Source organism: Dyella sp. C9 (genome assembly GCF_003332825.1).
GTDB lineage: Bacteria > Pseudomonadota > Gammaproteobacteria > Xanthomonadales > Rhodanobacteraceae > Dyella.
In genome coordinates this window covers 260353-276359 of sequence record NZ_QIRF01000003.1, presented here as the reverse complement: position 1 = coordinate 276359, position 16007 = coordinate 260353, and the positions used below count along the sequence as shown (strand labels likewise).

Annotated in this window: 16 protein-coding genes; 10 read left to right on the top strand and 6 right to left on the bottom strand. The window is 65.6% G+C overall.

The window, feature by feature from the left end; all coding sequences use genetic code 11:
- Window positions 1-7: 7 nt before the first annotated feature.
- The 5 genes from DVU99_RS05890 to DVU99_RS05870 form a co-directional block, all read right to left on the bottom strand.
- Window positions 8-307, bottom strand: a complete 300-nt coding sequence (locus DVU99_RS05890) for a DUF6587 family protein (RefSeq protein WP_114239277.1) — start codon at window positions 305-307, stop codon at window positions 8-10.
- Window positions 304-2148, bottom strand: a complete 1845-nt coding sequence (locus tag DVU99_RS05885) for a ferrous iron transporter B (RefSeq protein WP_114239276.1) — start codon at window positions 2146-2148, stop codon at window positions 304-306. Before DVU99_RS05885 ends, DVU99_RS05890 begins: the two co-directional genes overlap by 4 nt.
- Window positions 2145-2390 carry a FeoA family protein gene (locus DVU99_RS05880; protein WP_114239275.1) on the bottom strand — a complete coding sequence of 82 codons (246 nt, stop codon included), beginning with the start codon at window positions 2388-2390 and terminating at the stop codon, window positions 2145-2147. Before DVU99_RS05880 ends, DVU99_RS05885 begins: the two co-directional genes overlap by 4 nt.
- Window positions 2391-2536: 146 nt before the next feature.
- A complete protein-coding gene (locus tag DVU99_RS05875; RefSeq protein ID WP_114239274.1) occupies window positions 2537-3829 on the bottom strand; it encodes a hypothetical protein in 1293 nt (430 codons plus the stop codon).
- Window positions 3830-3920: 91 nt separating this feature from the next.
- Entirely contained in the window at window positions 3921-4259 is a 339-nt protein-coding gene (locus tag DVU99_RS05870; protein WP_114239273.1) for a hypothetical protein, read from the bottom strand.
- A gap of 239 nt (window positions 4260-4498) precedes the next feature.
- Between DVU99_RS05870 and DVU99_RS05865 the strand changes: the two genes are divergently transcribed.
- On the top strand, window positions 4499-5590 hold the full coding sequence (locus tag DVU99_RS05865; RefSeq protein ID WP_114239272.1) for an MBL fold metallo-hydrolase: 1092 nt from the start codon (window positions 4499-4501) through the stop codon (window positions 5588-5590).
- 41 nt (window positions 5591-5631) lie between these two features.
- On the opposite strand, the gene DVU99_RS05860 is transcribed toward DVU99_RS05865, so the two are convergent.
- Window positions 5632-7266: a phosphoethanolamine transferase gene (locus DVU99_RS05860; protein ID WP_157971362.1), complete on the bottom strand. Its 1635-nt coding sequence runs from the start codon at window positions 7264-7266 to the stop codon at window positions 5632-5634.
- Window positions 7267-7628: 362 nt separating this feature from the next.
- Between DVU99_RS05860 and DVU99_RS05855 the strand changes: the two genes are divergently transcribed.
- The 9 genes from DVU99_RS05855 to DVU99_RS05815 all read left to right on the top strand — a co-directional run bounded on the left by DVU99_RS05855 (window position 7629) and on the right by DVU99_RS05815 (window position 15993).
- Complete coding sequence (locus tag DVU99_RS05855; RefSeq protein WP_114239270.1) at window positions 7629-8423, top strand: enoyl-CoA hydratase-related protein; 795 nt, start codon at window positions 7629-7631, stop codon at window positions 8421-8423.
- 100 nt (window positions 8424-8523) lie between these two features.
- Window positions 8524-8916 (top strand): VOC family protein, encoded by a 393-nt coding sequence (locus DVU99_RS05850; RefSeq protein WP_114239269.1) that lies wholly within the window; start codon window positions 8524-8526, stop codon window positions 8914-8916.
- A gap of 62 nt (window positions 8917-8978) precedes the next feature.
- Window positions 8979-9488 carry a cupin domain-containing protein gene (locus DVU99_RS05845; RefSeq protein ID WP_114239268.1) on the top strand — a complete coding sequence of 170 codons (510 nt, stop codon included), beginning with the start codon at window positions 8979-8981 and terminating at the stop codon, window positions 9486-9488.
- Between the two features lie 139 nt (window positions 9489-9627).
- Entirely contained in the window at window positions 9628-11631 is a 2004-nt protein-coding gene (locus DVU99_RS05840) for a biotin carboxylase N-terminal domain-containing protein (protein WP_114239267.1), read from the top strand.
- A 179-nt stretch (window positions 11632-11810) separates the two neighbouring features.
- Window positions 11811-12722, top strand: coding sequence for a hydroxymethylglutaryl-CoA lyase (locus DVU99_RS05835; protein ID WP_114239266.1), 912 nt, complete (start codon window positions 11811-11813; stop codon window positions 12720-12722).
- Window positions 12723-12793: 71 nt separating this feature from the next.
- Entirely contained in the window at window positions 12794-13420 is a 627-nt protein-coding gene (locus tag DVU99_RS05830; protein ID WP_114239265.1) for a GIY-YIG nuclease family protein, read from the top strand.
- A 135-nt stretch (window positions 13421-13555) separates the two neighbouring features.
- Complete coding sequence (locus tag DVU99_RS05825) at window positions 13556-14821, top strand: histidine kinase (RefSeq protein WP_232823470.1); 1266 nt, start codon at window positions 13556-13558, stop codon at window positions 14819-14821.
- Window positions 14818-15582 carry a LytTR family DNA-binding domain-containing protein gene (locus DVU99_RS05820; RefSeq protein ID WP_114239263.1) on the top strand — a complete coding sequence of 255 codons (765 nt, stop codon included), beginning with the start codon at window positions 14818-14820 and terminating at the stop codon, window positions 15580-15582. The genes DVU99_RS05825 and DVU99_RS05820 overlap by 4 nt, the downstream gene beginning before the upstream one ends.
- Window positions 15583-15627: 45 nt before the next feature.
- Window positions 15628-15993, top strand: coding sequence for a hypothetical protein (locus tag DVU99_RS05815; protein ID WP_114239262.1), 366 nt, complete (start codon window positions 15628-15630; stop codon window positions 15991-15993).
- Window positions 15994-16007 lie beyond the last annotated feature (14 nt).

Sequence of the window (16007 nt, the reverse complement as noted above, 5' to 3'; positions counted from 1 at the left end):
ACGCGCCCTATTTCGTGCGGGGACGGAACTCCAGCGGCTGGGCGTCGCGCGCCGCTGCGGGCGGCTTGGGGCCGCATGCGCCACACGTACTGCATCCGTCGCTGCAATTGCCTGTGGCCTGCTTCGGCTGCAGGCTCTGGCCGAATGCACGCAACCAGCCGGCACGTTCGGGGCGATCGAAACGCAGGGCGACTGCCGCCAGCCAGCGGTTGGTGAGCTGGGGCGCCAGCTTGCGGAAGGTGATCAGCGCGCTGATGAGCACGGCCACCCCGATCACCACGTATTGCAGCAGCAGTCCGGTACTCATGTCAGCCAGTTCGCGATCTGGTAGGTGAGGAACGAAGCCGCGTAGGCCACGGCGAACATGTAGCCGAACGAAATGGCCACGTTGCGCCAGGAGTTGGTCTCGCGGCGGATCACCGCCAGCGTGGACATGCACTGCGGCGCAAAGGCAAACCACACCAGCAGCGACAGTGCGCTGGCCAGCGGGATGTTCGCCGCCAGCGCCTGCGCCAGGCCCGCGCCATCGGCGCCGTCGCCCCCAACCGCGTACACGGTCGCCAGCGCGGCTACCGCCGTTTCGCGCGCGGCGAAGGCCGGAATCAGCGACACGCTGATCTGCCAGTTGAAGCCCAGCGGCGCAAAGATGAACTGCAGGCCGCGCCCGATGTAGCCGGCAAAGCTGTAATCGATGGCCGGCCCGGTGGCGCCAGCCGGCGGGGTCGGAAAGGTGGACAGGAACCACATCAGCACGGTCAGCCCCAGGATCACGCCGGTGAGGCGCTTGAGGAAGATCATGCCGCGCTCCCACAGGCCGATGACCACGTCGCGCGCCTTGGGCAGGCGATAGGACGGCAGCTCCATGAGCAGCGCGTGCTCGCTGCGATCCTTGCGCAGCTTCTTCATCACCCAGCCCACCGCCATGGCACCGATGATGCCTGCGGCGTACAGCGCGAACAGCACCAGGCCCTGCATGTTGAACACGCCCAGCACGCGACGCGTGGGAATGAACGCACCGATCAACAACGCATACACCGGCAGGCGCGCCGAACAGGTCATCAGCGGCGCCACCAGGATGGTGGCCAGGCGATCGCGCGGATCGGTGATGCTGCGCGTACCCATGATGCCGGGAATGGCGCAGGCGAAGCTGGACAGCAGCGGGATGAACGAGCGGCCAGTCAACCCCACCGACACCATCAGGCGATCGAGTAGGAAGGCCGCGCGTGGCAGGTAGCCGGACTCCTCCAGCACCAGGATGAAGAAGAACAGCACCAGGATTTCCGGCAGGAAGCCGACCACCGTGCCCAGGCCGCCGAAGATGCCATCCACGATGAGGCTCTGCAGCGGGCCCGCCGGCATCCAGGCCGTGGCCTGCTCGCCCAGCCAGCCGAAACCGTCGCCGATCAGGTCGGTCATCGGCTTGCCGGCGGCGTACACCGCCTGGAACACCAGGAACATCACTACCGCGAGGATCGCCAGCCCGAACACCGGATGCAGCGCCCAGCGGTCCAGCGCGTCGTCCATCTCGGCGGTGGCGCGCGGCATGGTCACCGTGGCGGCCAGCAGTTCGCGCACCTGCGCATGCAGGTCGGCGCGGCTGGCCGGATCGTCCGGCAGCGCGGCCGGCGCTTCGGGGATCTCACCGTCCACCTGCGCGATCAGCGCCTTCACGCCGTCGCGCTTCACCGCGATGGTTTCCACCACCGGCATGCCCAGGCGACGCGACAGCTCTGGCACGTCGATCACCACGCCGCGACGCCGCGCGGCATCCATCATGTTCAACGCCAGCACCACCGGGCGACCCAGCCGCTTTACCTCCAGCACGAAGCGAAGGTGCAGGCGCAGGTTGGTGGCATCGGCCACGCACACCACGAGGTCGGGTGCCGACTCGCCTGGGTAGTTGCCTTCCAGCACGTCGCGGGTGATCTGCTCGTCGGGGCTGGTGGCGTCGAAGCTGTAGGTGCCGGGAAGGTCGAGCACCTGCAGCACGCGGCCGGAAGGCGCCGTGAAGCGGCCCTCCTTGCGCTCCACGGTTACGCCGGCATAGTTGGCCACCTTCTGGCGACCACCGGTGAGCTGGTTGAACAGCGCCGTCTTGCCGCAGTTGGGGTTGCCCACCAGGGCGATGCGAACGGTGCCGGCGCTCATGCTGCAGTCTCCGAATTCACCATGACGCGAGCGGCCTCGGCGCGGCGCAATGCAAAACGCGTCGAACCGATCTGCACCAGCAACGGATCCGCACCCAGCGGCCCCACGGCCACCAGCCGCACCGGCTCACCCTGCACGAAGCCCAGATCGCGCAGGCGTTGCGCGATAGGGTCGGAAGCATGGGCATCGTCCACTCGGTCCACCACAGCAGTAGCCCCTTTGGGCAGGTCGGACAGGCGCACTCGTCAGCAACTCAAATAAGAATGGTTCGCATTGTACAGTACTCGCGAACCCGCTGCAGCGCGACTGGCTGTCGCCACACACCGGCGACGAAACTTGCGTGTGATGCCCGCAGGAAATGGCGGTGCCAGCCTGGCACCGCCCCTACTCAGTCCTGGACCGGCGCTGCCGTGCCATTGAACAGTGAACGAATATCGGCCACCACATGATCCTGGAACATCCAGCGACCGTTCACGCTGATGCTGCCGTCGGGCGTGGGACTGACCACGAAATTGGTTATGCCCAGCCCGCGCTGGAAGGCATTTACCCGCGTCCCGGAGTCGAGTCGGATCACGTTCACTTCGCGCACGCCGTTTTCCATGACTACGGCGGTAGGGCCATCCGCGGTATGCACCCACTGCACCGCCCAGTAGTAGTGGCCGAAGTTGGGCATGCCATCCTTCTCCCACACCGACTCCTGGGAGGTCCACCCGGAGCACTTGTTCACGAACTTGGTCTTGGCCTGGCAACCCGTGCCCTCGCCCACCTTGTCGGTATCCACCGAACGGTTGAGCGTCACCAGGCGGCCGTTCTGCAAATTGAACAGCGCGTAATCACTATCCTGACTCTTGCCGGCGATGGAACGCACCAGGCGCCCCATGCCAGTCAAGGGGTTGGCCTGATTGTCAGCCTGCGGTGCGCGCCGAAGCAGCACGTAACCGGTGCCTGCAACGTCACCGTGTTGCATGGGCGCGAGCGTGTAGCCGTCAGGCAGACTTTGGGTCGTGATACCTCGCCCGAAGACTTCGTTGAACACCGCACCTTGCCGCGCCACGACCAGGCCCCGTCCGGTGGGCACGATCTGGTCGCCCGCAATCTGCTGGCCATCCACGGAGATGAAACGATAGCCCGCCGGCTTGCTCAGCTGGCCCATCGTCACTGCCGGCAGCGCGCTATTCACGTTCATGAAGCGCACGATGAGGCTGCCCGGCGCCTGCTCGACGAAGTACGTCACATCGCCAGTAGCCACGTTGCCGGCGAAATCGACGATGCGGCCCTGCGGGTCCAGCACGGGTCGCCCGTTGGCCAGAAATCCATCTGGCTTGCGCTCGAACGTGGCGGGAGCCGCGCTACCTTCGAAGGGGCGGATCAACTGGTCGAGCGGCACCGCCGCCTGGTTGGCAACCGGCGCGCTGACCGGAGCCAGCGGCGTGCCCACGGCCGGCATCGCGCCGGAGCTGATCATCGCCTGCGCCTGGATCACTTGCCCGATCTGATTGCGATAACGCTGCAGTAGCTGCTGTTCCTGCTCAGGCGTCAGTTGCAGGCCCTGCTTGGCGTAGGCCTGGCGCACCTTCTCCATCAGGGCCTGTTCCTGGGCATTTTGCGGACCATCGGCATACGCCGTCATCGCCAGCATGGCAGCGATCACGCCCATGCCGATCTTACCGATCCTGTTCATTCGCTAAGGTCTCCTTTGCTTGGCCATGCGCCCGCACAGTTCAGTCGCGCCAGCGCGAGCGGAGCGACAGGCAACGGGCATGGGGCCGCGATTACTTCTGAGGCTCGGATTTGGTGTCCGGCGCGAGCGGCCCGACGTAGATGCAGGTGACGCCGCCAGTGGTGAGGGCGACCGTATAGCGCAGGTCGCAATTGACCGCCGCGAACAACACGGGAAGCTGTTCGTTTCCAAAGGTCTCCGGCAGAAATGCCACTTTCTGCCCGGGCTTGCAGGCCGCCGCCACGACGTCGTGCTGCCACTGGCGTACTTCGCAGATAGCCGCTTGGTTTAACGTGCCCGCTTCGCCATGGGCCGGGGGTGAGGCGTTACTGCAAGCGCCCAGCACCCCCGTCACAAGGCCCAACGTCAAACTGCGCTTCCACCCTTCCATGTCTCTCTCCGGTATCAATCAAGGACGCTCACCGTGAGCCTCGGCGCGGTTTATCGGCGTGCCCGATCAGTTCTTTAGCTTTTTGTCAGGTTCGCGCCAGCCAGGATCGCCACGGCGCGCCTTGCGAACCACCCCCATCGCCCCGATAGAAATCCCCGTACCCCTGGGATGGGGCACCTGGCAGCTCCATCGCCAGAATCCAGAGGGATACCTCACGACTCAGGCTGAAGACCTCATCGATGGATTGGTTCACCCGACACGCCAATGGCGCCCGACTGGAACGCATGCAGGCGTCACCGCAATACGCCGACGGTGGCTTCGTCAACACGTATCCCTCCAGCACGCCGCGCGTGACGGACGAGCGACCGTCGCTGGTCGATTTCATCTTTCGCGGCGAGGGACGCACGCCATCGCGTCCGTTGCCGTCACTCGATCCGCGGGCAGACTGGAGCCAGCGCCCCGATACCGGCCTGCGCGCCACCTGGCTTGGACATTCCACGGTGCTGCTGGAGATCGACGGCGTGCGCGTGCTGACCGACCCGGTGTGGGGTGACCGCGCCTCGCCCTTCAGCTTCATGGGACCCAAGCGGTTCCAGCCGGTGCCGGTGGCGATCGATGCCTTGCCTCCGCTCGACGCCGTGCTGATTTCGCACGACCACTACGATCACCTGGACTATCCCAGCATCCGCGCACTGGCCCGGCTCAATGTCCCGTTCATCACCTCGCTGGGTGTGGGCGTGCATCTGGAAGCCTGGGGTGTCCCGGCGCAACGCATCACCGAACTCGACTGGTGGGAGCGCGCCACGTTGCCCCGCGGCCTCACCATCACTGCGGCTCCATCGCACCACTTCTCCGGTCGCAGCCTCAAGGATCGCAACGCCACGCTGTGGTCGTCCTTCGCTTTGCGCGGCGAACGCCACGCGGTGTACTTCAGCGGCGACACCGGCCTCTCCCCGCACTTTGCAGAGATCGGCCAGCGCCTGGGCCCATTCGACCTGGTGATGATCGAGGTCGGGGCGTTCCATCCATCCTGGGGCAACGTGCACCTGGGACCGGACAACGCGATCGCGGCCTGGCGCCAGCTCGGCAGCGGACGCCTGCTACCGGTGCACTGGGGCACATTCAACCTGGCCATGCATCCTTGGGCGGAACCGGCCGAGGTGTTGCTGGCCAAGGCGCCGGAAGGCCTGTTGATGCCGCGCCTGGGCGACCCGGTCGAGCCGGCGCATATCGATGTGGTGCAGCCGTGGTGGCGCAACGTGGCGCCAGCCCACTGGCAAGGCTCCGCGCTTCAGGCCGCGGAATTCCTGACGCTGCCGAGCAAGGACTGAATCCGACATAGCGAACTTGCAGACGACTCGCAGGGCTGCCCTCAGGGCGCAGTGCTTCGTGGCCTCACGTCGACATTCGGAACGAGATGGCACTGTTTGTTGTTACTTGCGTGGTCGTAATCGACTAGCCCGAACGAGCCAGCGACGATGCGCTTGGAGGTCTCGGGATGTGCAGCAAGCAAGGACGAACCAGCGTCGTACTGCGGATAGCGTAGATCGGCGAGATCCATGAGCGTGTCAAACACGTTCATCGTCGTGGCAGGCAAGTCGCGATTGGCTTTTGCCTGCGCCCATTGAGCAGGATGTGCAGCCTGCCATGACGAGGATGTCCAGACATAAAGCGGAATCTCGAAAGCCTGTTTGGAATCGAAATGTTCCCTCAAGCCATCGCACTCCCCAAGCTTTAGTCCATGATCCGACAGGTAGACCATGGCACTCTCGCCGGGCATTTGGCTGAGAGATTGCATAACCTGCCCGAGAATTGCATCCGTGTAGAGGATGCTGTTGTCATAAGAGTCCGGAAATTCATTGAATTCGGATGGATAGCGTTGGCTGAAGCGCTCGTGACTTCCAAATAGATGGAGCACGATGAACCGATCATCTGCTTTACCCGACAGTGCAGCGAAAAAACGAGGTAGCAAAACGTCGTCATATGCGATCAAGCCAAAACGACTGAGCGGCCTCTCAAATATTTGCACATCGGCAAAACTGGCATAGGCCGCTACGGCGCTGTCATCCATCCCCATTGCTGCTTGATTGCTAATCCAGAAGGTGCGGAATCCGGCCGACGCAAAGCTGCTTATCAGATTCGGATGATCTTGGGATCCAGTATTCCAGGCCCTGCGTTTGGCAAGAATCACCGGCACCGCATCCACGGTGTGATAGTGCAGGGAGATTACGTTTGAGAACGCGACGAGGCCAGGGGTTCGTTCAGCCATGGGCGTCGTTTGCACTGGGTATCCATAGATACCGTGTCGGTCTCGGCGCGCACTCTCCCCAATCACCAACACAATGGTGCGCGGCCCACGCCCGCTCGCAAGTTGATTGACCTTCACCTTGCTCGATGCCGCGACGACCCGCTCTATTTGGGCAAACTCCGCCAGCTCGATGCGGGCCTGCACATAGCCCGTCAACAAGCTCCAGGGATACGACATGTGGAAGTGCCAATTCGTCGCGACCATAGGTTGTTGCGAGGCCACCCATGTGGGAAAAGTCGCGACCTGCATCAGCAGTGGCGCTACACACGCCCATCGAATGGCCTGCCTGCTGAATATTGGCCCACGCATCCAACGCCAGGCGAGCCATAGCAAGGCTGAACTGATGACCGCCCATACCGACAACCACAGCGCAAAAGGCTCCAAGTATTCCAGTACCTCCGCGAGGCTGGAGTTGAACAGGATGAGCCACAAACTTTCGCCTGGCGCCATTTGTGCGACGTGCTGGTAATGCAGCACAGCGGGCAGGAAGAGGACGAGAGGAATCGCGAGCCATGCCACGGCCCGCCGGCTGTTGACCACGGCCAGCAACGCCAGCCATGCGGGCAGCCCACAGATGAAAGCCTCGAATGAGACAAGTGCCGAAGGCAACAGCAAAATCGCCAACAGCAAGCCAAACACCGAGTTATGAACCAACACGCGGCGGAAACCCGCCCCGCTCAACCCACGTCCTTGTTCCACGTCGCCATCCTTTGACGAATCAAATCCCTAGCTGGATAACCAGCGCGGCAAAATTCGCATGTTCAAGAGCCCCCTGGCAACGTGCCTCGCAGCAGCTGCGCAAGACGCCGCGAACAAGTCGCCATGAAATTCATAAGGCATTGAATTTGCAAAGTAATGCAGCCAACAAGATCTCGACACAGGAGACTGGGGACGGCTTTTGCTCAAGAACTGGCTCCCCAAAACAACAAGTGCCCTTACGCTCATCTGTCAATGCCCGTTACGAACCTGTCACGCATTGACATCGGCTGCCTTCCATCGTGACAGGCAGGCCAAATGGCCAAACAAGGCCTAAGATGCCCACCTCCTCGATGGAGCCAAGCATGAACAGTCCTATCCAAGTCGCCAGCTACGCCGGTAGCCTCCGCATCACCCTGAACCGGCCACAGGTCCACAACGCCTTCGATGACGGCCTGATCGCCGAACTGACCGCGGCGCTGGAAGACGCCGGCCGCGATGCAGGCGTGCGCGTGGTGGTGCTGACCGGCGAAGGCGCGAGCTTTTCGGCGGGTGCCGATCTCAACTGGATGCGCGGCATGGCCTCGGCCAGCGAGGCCGAGAATCGCGAGGACTCCCTGCGCCTGGCGCGCCTGATGCGCACGTTGCAGTACCTGCCCAAGCCCACCATCGCCCGCGTCAACGGCGCGGCCTATGGCGGCGGCGTCGGCTTGATCGCCTGTTGCGACATCGCCATCGGCGTGAGTGGTGCGCGCTTCGGCCTGACCGAGGTGAAGCTGGGGCTGGTGCCGGCGGTGATCTCGCCGTATGTCATCCATGCCATCGGCCTGCGCCAGGCCCGCCGGCTGTTCCTCACCGGCGAATTGTTCGATGCCGCCACCGCGCTACAAATCGGCCTGCTGCACCAGTGTGTTGCGCCGGAACAGCTCGACGAGGCCGTCGATGCGGCGCGCGCCCTGCTGGCCAAGGCCGGCCCGGTGGCCCAGGCCGAGGCCAAGCGCCTGGCTCTGCGCATGGCCGATGCCGATGAGGCCGAGGCCGAAAGGCTGGATGTGGAGAACGCGGCGCTGATCGCCCGGCTTCGCGTGTCCGCGGAGGGCCAGGAGGGCCTGGGTGCCTTCCTGGGCAAGCGCGCCGCCGCCTGGTGCACGCCGGGCTGACGAAACGCCCCACATACTGGGCGTGTATCGTCCCGGGGGCCGGAAGTGACGCCGCGGCTTGGCTGCGGCCCTGGCCTTCCCGTCAACAAGGAGTGACGCCATGCTCGACCATGTAGGCCTTCACGTTTCGGGCTACGAACGCAGCCGCGACTTCTACCGCCGCGTGCTGGCACCGCTCGGCGGCACGCTGGTGATGGAAGTCACCGAGGAACAAACCGGGGACGGCGCACATGCCGGCTTCGGCATCAACGGGCGCCCGTACTTCTGGATCGGGACGTCGAGCCGCGGTGCCTCCGCCGGGCCCGTGCACATCGCCTTCACCGCCGGCAGCCGCGAGGCGGTGGACGCCTTCTACCGGGCGGCCATGGAAGCCGGCGCCAAGAACAACGGCGAGCCGGGCCTGCGACCGCACTACCACGAGCACTATTACGGAGCCTTCGTGCTCGACCCGGACGGACACAACATCGAGGCCGTCTGCCACCAGCCAACCTGACGGTTGCACGGCAACTTCCCAGCGACTGCGGAGCCCTGCCCGCCCCCAGAGGACGTCACGCCATGCCGCATCCCATCATCAACATTGCCGATATCGAACTGCACCCGTATCCCCGCCCCAGCGGTGGTGCCGCCGAACGCTTCGAGGCGCGACTGGGACGGTTTTCCACCCATATCGGCGCCACCAAGCTGGGCTACAACATCACGGCGGTGCCGCCGGGCAAGCGCGCGTTTCCATTCCATTGCCACCATTTCAACGAGGAGATGTTCTTCATCCTCGAAGGCGAGGGCGAGGTGCGTTTCGGCAAGGAACGCCACTCCATCCGCAAGGGCGACATCATCGCCTGTCCGCCGGGTGGCCCCGAGCGTGCGCACCAGATCATCAATACCGGCGAAGTCGAGATGCTCTATCTCGCCGTGAGCACCAAGGAGACGCCTGAGATCTGCGAATACCCGGACACGGGCAAGTACGCGGTGATGGCGGAGTTCCCTCCGGCCGAAGACGGCTCGCAGCAGAGCTTCCGCGTGGTGAGCAAGCTGGACCTGGCCGTGGGCTATTGGGACGAGGAATGAACGACCGCGCGCACGGCGCCAACCGGCGGCCCGCGACAGGTGCCGCGCACGTCACGTGGGGCCGATTTGCTGCGGCGCGCATCGGCTACGACGGGCCGATCTGCTAGCGTTATGGGCTTCGCCCCACCCCGGAAACCGCATGTTCGAGCGCGTACTCATTGCCAACCGCGGCGAGATTGCCTGTCGCGTGATACGGACCTGCCGGCGCCTGGGCATCCACACCATCGCGGTCTATTCGGAAGCCGATGCCAACGCGCAGCATGTGCGCCTGGCCGATGAAGCGTGGCCCATCGGTGGCCCGCGTCCGAATGAATCCTACCTGCGTGGCGATGCCATCCTGGAAGTGGCGCGCAAAAGCGGTGCGCAGGCCATCCACCCGGGCTACGGCTTCCTGTCAGAGAACACCGCGTTTGCGCGGGCATGCACCGACGCCGGCATCGCCTTCATCGGGCCGCGCCCGGAAAGCATCGACGCCATGGGCTCAAAGGCCGCCGCCAAGGCGCTGATGGAGAAGCACCAGGTGCCGCTGGTGCCCGGCTACCACGGCGAGGACCAGTCGCCGGAGGTGTTGGCCGAACAAGCCCGCCGCACCGGCTTCCCGCTGATGATCAAGGCGGCTGCTGGTGGCGGCGGCAAGGGCATGCGCATCGTGCGCAGCGAGGGCGAGTTCGCCGGAGCACTCGCTTCCGCGCAGCGCGAGGCGGCCAGTTCGTTTGGCGATACCCGCGTCATCCTCGAGCGCTACGTCGAGCATCCGCGCCACATCGAGTTCCAGGTGTTCGGCGACAGCCAGGGCAACGTCATCCATCTCAACGAGCGCGAATGCTCCGCGCAGCGCCGTTACCAGAAGGTGCTGGAGGAAACGCCCTCGCCCTTCCTCGACGCTGCGCGTCGCTCCGCCATGGGCGCCGCCGCGGTGGCCGCGGCCAAGGCGGTGAACTACATCGGCGCGGGTACGGTGGAATTCATCGTGGGCCAGGACGGCGCGTTCTTCTTCATGGAGATGAACACGCGCCTGCAGGTGGAGCATCCGGTCACCGAGGAAACCCTGGGGCTGGACCTGGTGGAATGGCAGCTGCGCATCGCCGCCGGCCAGCCCTTGCCGCTGACGCAGGACCAGATCCACGCGCACGGCCACGCCATCGAGGTGCGCCTCTACGCGGAAGACCCGGACCAGAATTTCCTGCCCGGCTCGGGCAAGCTGCTCAGGCTGCGGCTGCCCGCGCCGTCGCGCCACGTGCGCCTGGATGGTGGCGTCATCGAGGGCGATACCGTCACCATCTTCTACGACCCGATGATCGCCAAGCTGATCGTGTGGGATACGGATCGCCCACAGGCCTTGCAGCGCCTGCGCGAGGCGCTGGCGGCCTGCGAGATCGTGGGACCGAAATCCAACGTGGCCTTCCTCGAGCGACTGTCGCGTCACCCGGCGGTGGTCGAAGGCCGCATCGACACCGGCTATCTCGACCGCCATCTCGACGAATTCCTGGCCGGCAACGTGGCGCCCGCCGATCGCGTGCTGTTCGCCGCGGCCACCGCTGCCCTGCTGCATGACGAGCAGGCCGTCGGTGTGCAGGCCAGCACCGGCACCGACCCCTACTCGCCATGGTCGCGCGCCGATGCCTGGCGCGTGGGTCATGCCGGCAAGCGCATCGTGGCGCTGGCCCTGCACGGCCAACGCTTCGAAATCGAAGCCTATGGCCACGATGGCGACTATCGGCTCTGCCATGGCGGCACCAGCACCGAGGTGCGTGGTGCGCGCCATGACGGCGAATCGCTGAGCGCCCGCTTCGATGGCGAATCGCAGCGCCTGCCGCTGCGTGTCGACGGCGCGCGTGTCACCGTGCACGACGCCGACGGAAACCGCCACAGCTTCGAACGCGCCACTGCGTTTGCCTGGCAGTCCAAGGAAGCCGGTGGTGGCAACCAGGTGACGGCACCGATGCCCGGCCGCATCGTGCTGGTGAAGGCCCAGCCCGGCGACCACGTGGAGGAAGGCCAGGAACTGCTGGTCATGGAAGCGATGAAGATGGAGCTGGCATTGAAAGCACCGCGCGCCGGCACCATCGAGAGCGTGAGCGCCACGCAGGGTGACTTCGTCGAGGCCGATGCTGTGCTGGTGCGCTTTAGCCCCGAGCAGTGAGGAATCGGCGGTTTTGCCTGTCATCCCAGCGCAGGCTGGGATCCAGTTTGTAGGCCAGGCGAATGCAGCGTCACTGGATGCCTGCCTGAGCAGGAATGATGGCCCAAGGCCGCTGGTCCCGATGTCGTCTGACGAAAAAATGTGGCCATTCATGGCCACACTCTTCACGAGAACGCGCGATGAATACTTCTCCCGCACAAACTGATCATGTCCGCATCGTCGAGGTCGGCGCGCGCGACGGCCTGCAGAACGAGAAGACGCTGCTGCCGACCGACGTGAAGATCGCGCTGATCGACCGCCTCTCCAGCACCGGCCTGCAGAGCATCGAGGCCACCAGCTTCGTCAGCCCCAAGTGGGTGCCGCAGATGGCCGACGCCGCCGAGGTCTACCAGGGCATCCGCAAGGTGCCGGGCGTGAGCTATCCCGTGCTGGTGCCCAACGAACAGGGCTACGAGCGCGCGCGTGCCGTGGGGGTGAGCGAGGTGGCGGTGTTCACGGCCGCGTCGGAGGCGTTCAACCGCAAGAACATCAACGCCTCGATCGACGAATCGATCGAGCGCTTCATGCCGGTACTGGAGCGCGCCCGTGCCGATGGAGTGAAAGTACGCGGCTATGTCTCCACCGTGCTCGGCTGCCCCTACCAGGGCGAGGTGCCGGTGACCGATGTGGTGCGTGTAGCCCGTCGCCTGCATGAGCTGGGCTGTTACGAGGTGTCGCTGGGCGACACCATCGGCGTCGGCACGCCGGCCAAGGCACGCGCCATGCTGCATGCCGTGGCGCAGAAAGTGCCCATGGCCGCATTGGCCGTGCACTTCCACGACACCTACGGCCAGGCACTGGCCAATATCCTCGCCTGCCTGGAAGAAGGCGTGCGCGTGGTCGACAGCGCCGTGTCCGGCACCGGCGGCTGTCCCTACGCCAAGGGCGCCACCGGCAACGTGGCCAGCGAGGACGTGGTGTACATGCTGCATGGCCTGGGCCTGCACACCGGCATCGACCTGGACATCCTGGTCGCCACCGGCGCCTGGCTCGCCGCCCAGCTGCACAAGGAAACCGCCAGCCGGGTGACGCGCGCGCGCACCGCCGCGTAACGACCGCGTGCGGCGTCCACCGCCATGAGACGCCCCCCTCATGCTGACGAGTCCATCCCCAGGACATCGCCATGGATGACGATTTCATCGAGCCCCGCTTCGCCTCGCGCGGCCGCGCCTACGTGTACGTGCTGCCGTGCCGCGACGAGGACCTGCTGAAGGTTGGCTTCTCACGCGAGCCGCTGCAGCGGCTGCGTACCCTGCATCGCCGCTTCTTCGAGTTCTTCGACCTCGATCGCGCCCTGCTGGTCGAGGCGGACAAGGTGGCGCTGGCGCGGCGCATCGAGCGTCGCCTGCTGACCGCATGGCCCGAGCACCACGCGCCCGCGCCGCTGGTCGTACCCGAGGCCGCCGCCGGCTACACCGAGTGGTACCGGGGCGTTGGCGAGGAAGTCACCACCCTGGCCCACCAACTCGCCGTGGACGCGGCGCTGCCGGTGCACCAGCCGTTGCGAAACTGGCTCGCCTTACGGCTCACCGAACGCGCAGACGCGCTCTATGGCTGGAGTGAGCAGATGCTGTCGCAGGCCCGGCTGGAACGCGAATACACTGGCCTGTCCGGGCCTTTCGAGCAGGCGCTGCTGGACACGCTGGCGCTGTGCGAGGCGGTGGGCCTTTCGCTGCAGCGCTGGCTGCCCGAGGACGTACTGGATTGGCACCGCCATGGACCGCATCGCGCCCTGTTCGGGCCGCGCTAGCTCCCCCGGCCGCACAGGCTCATGCCGGCCAGCAGCGGTTTCGTCGCCCCATTCCCGCCTCCGTCGCAAAACACCGCCCATCCTCACCGGGGCTGGGTATGCTCCGTCCGTCAAAACGCCGTCAGGGATAACGCCGTGATCAAGAGCCTGTTCTTCGTCGTCCGCCTGGTGGTGGCATGGTTCCTGGTGCTGCTGTTCGCCTCGCTGCTGATCTTCAACAGCGGGCCGTTCCGCCATCACGACACCGGCGGCCTCGCCGTGCTGCTGGTGTTCCTGGCCCTGCTGGGCGTGGTCACCGGTGCCGTCTCGCACCTGCGCCGCGTTCGCCTGATCGCCGGCCACATCGATGAGGATACGCTGGGCAACCGCCAGCGACGCCGCGTGGAAGTGCCCTTCGAGGCTGGCGAGACCTTCGACCTGCTCGATGCGGCGATTCGCGAGCTGCCCCGCTCCGAGGAAGTCGAAAGCGCGCACGACAGCCTGCAGATCCGCGCCAAGATCAAACGTCCCCTCGCCTATGGGCGCAGCCCGTTTGGGCGGCTGAACCCGTCCAACTGGTTCGGCCACCTGCGCAACCAGATCTATGCCACGGTGACCCCGGGCGACGGCAGCAGCAGCATCACCCTGATCTGCGAACCGGAAGCGGCCGCGTGGAGCGACTGGTTCCGCGTGGACGACGGCACCAACCTGGAGAACGCCGAGGCGATCACCCGCGCCGTCACCCGTCGCGTCGCCGAGAAGCGCCGGCAGGAACAACAGCGCGCCCAGCAGTCGGAGAGCGAGAAGGAACGCACCGTGGCGCGGCTCAACCTGCTGCATGCCCAGGTGGAACCACACTTCCTCTACAACACGCTGGCCAGCGCGCAGTACCTCACGCGCACCGATCCCGCGCTGGCCGACCAGATGCTGGGACACCTGATCCAGTACCTGCGCCACTCGCTGCCGCTGACCGATGACGCACTGTCCAACCTGGGCGAGGAGCTGGAACGCACGCGCGCCTACCTGGAGATCATGAAGCTGCGCATGGGTCCGCGCCTGTCGCTGCAGATCGAAGTGCCCGACACGCTGCGCAGCTTGCCGCTGCCGCCGATGATGCTGCAGACCTTGGTGGAGAACGCGATCAAGCACGGCCTGGAACCCAAGCCCGGCGGCGGCACGGTGTGGATCATCGCGCGCCGCGACGATGGCGTGGTGGCGATCACCGTGGCCGACGATGGCCGAGGCTTCAGCGACGCCACCAGCGGCACCGGCATCGGCCTGAAGAACGTGCGCGAACGCCTGCGCCTGATCTACGGCGCCGCCGCCTCGCTCTCCGTGGTGAGCAATGCGCCCGAAGGCGTGGCCAGCACCATCACCGTGCCGCTGAAGCCCGCAGGCACGAGCCGGGAGAGCACACCGTGACCACCGCCATCCTTGCCGAAGACGAAGCCCTGCTGCGCACCGCCCTGCGCGACCTGCTGGCGCAGGTGTGGCCGGAGCTGGAGATCTTGGCCGAGTGCGAGGACGGCGCCAGCGCGCTGGAAGCCATCGACGAGCACCGCCCCGACGTGGCCTTCCTGGATATCCGCATGCCCGGTCTCAGCGGGATGGACGTGGCGGCGGCCGCCGCCGAAACCAGCCCCACGACGCAGCTGGTGTTCACCACCGCCTACGACCAGTACGCCATCGATGCATTCGAGCGCGGCGCGGTGGATTACCTGCTCAAGCCGATCAAGCCCGATCGCCTCGCCGCCACCGTGCAGCGCCTGAAGGCACGTCGCGAAGCGCCGCCGATGGATGCCATTGCGCTCGCCGCACTGTTCCGCGACCTGGCCGCCGAGCGCGCACCCGGCAGCGAGCCGCTGACCTGGATCACCGCCAGCCACGGCCGCGAGACGCGCCTGATCATGGTGGACGACGTCGCCTATTTCCGGGCCGACAACAAGTACACCGTGGCGGTGACCGCGGAAGGCGAAGTGTTGTTGCGCACGTCGGTCCGCGAGCTGGCCAGCCGGCTCGATCCCACCCTGTTCAAGCAGATCCACCGTTCCACCATCGTCAACCTCAAGGCCGTGGCTTCCATCGTCCGCGACGACACCGGCAAGGGCACACTGCGCCTGAAGCAGCGTCCGGAAACCCTGGTGGTGAGCCAGCCCTTCATGGCCTTGTTCCGCAACATGTGAGCCTCCGTCGAGGCCACGCTCAAGCTTGCCTTACCCGAGGTCGTCATGAACAAGTTGATTCTGCTGTGTTCGCTGTTGCTGGTGCTTACCGGCTGTGACCGAGGCCGCACCATCGTAATGCACTCGATGGTCGACGGCGTGGACGTGATCGACAGCCAGATCCGCATCGTCGGCCCGCTGGCCACCTTCCGCTGCCTGCGCAGCAAGTCCGGGGTGTGTCACTACACGGTGCTGCCGCGCAGCTGCGCCACCAGCGGCAACGGCTGCAACCCGCCGCTCACCACCTTCAGCATGCGCGAAGGCGACACGCTGATGGTCACCCAGCTGCCGGCCGATTTCGCCAGCTGTGTTACCGCCAAGGCAGCGGCCGCCGCCGAGTGCGCGCAACAGGTGGCCAGCATCTCGCCCTGACCCTCGGCCTCGCG

Bases quoted from the DNA above. Each gene is read 5' to 3' on its own strand.
- DVU99_RS05890 (WP_114239277.1), bottom strand. From the start codon at position 307: ATGAGTACCGGACTGCTGCTGCAATACGTGGTGATCGGGGTGGCCGTG.
- DVU99_RS05885 (WP_114239276.1), bottom strand. From the start codon at position 2,148: ATGAGCGCCGGCACCGTTCGCATCGCCCTGGTGGGCAACCCCAACTGC.
- DVU99_RS05875 (WP_114239274.1), bottom strand. From the start codon at position 3,829: ATGAACAGGATCGGTAAGATCGGCATGGGCGTGATCGCTGCCATGCTG.
- DVU99_RS05870 (WP_114239273.1), bottom strand. From the start codon at position 4,259: ATGGAAGGGTGGAAGCGCAGTTTGACGTTGGGCCTTGTGACGGGGGTG.
- DVU99_RS05865 (WP_114239272.1), top strand. From the start codon at position 4,499: ATGGATTGGTTCACCCGACACGCCAATGGCGCCCGACTGGAACGCATG.
- DVU99_RS05855 (WP_114239270.1), top strand. From the start codon at position 7,629: ATGAACAGTCCTATCCAAGTCGCCAGCTACGCCGGTAGCCTCCGCATC.
- DVU99_RS05850 (WP_114239269.1), top strand. From the start codon at position 8,524: ATGCTCGACCATGTAGGCCTTCACGTTTCGGGCTACGAACGCAGCCGC.
- DVU99_RS05845 (WP_114239268.1), top strand. From the start codon at position 8,979: ATGCCGCATCCCATCATCAACATTGCCGATATCGAACTGCACCCGTAT.
- DVU99_RS05840 (WP_114239267.1), top strand. From the start codon at position 9,628: ATGTTCGAGCGCGTACTCATTGCCAACCGCGGCGAGATTGCCTGTCGC.
- DVU99_RS05835 (WP_114239266.1), top strand. From the start codon at position 11,811: ATGAATACTTCTCCCGCACAAACTGATCATGTCCGCATCGTCGAGGTC.
- DVU99_RS05830 (WP_114239265.1), top strand. From the start codon at position 12,794: ATGGATGACGATTTCATCGAGCCCCGCTTCGCCTCGCGCGGCCGCGCC.
- DVU99_RS05815 (WP_114239262.1), top strand. From the start codon at position 15,628: ATGAACAAGTTGATTCTGCTGTGTTCGCTGTTGCTGGTGCTTACCGGC.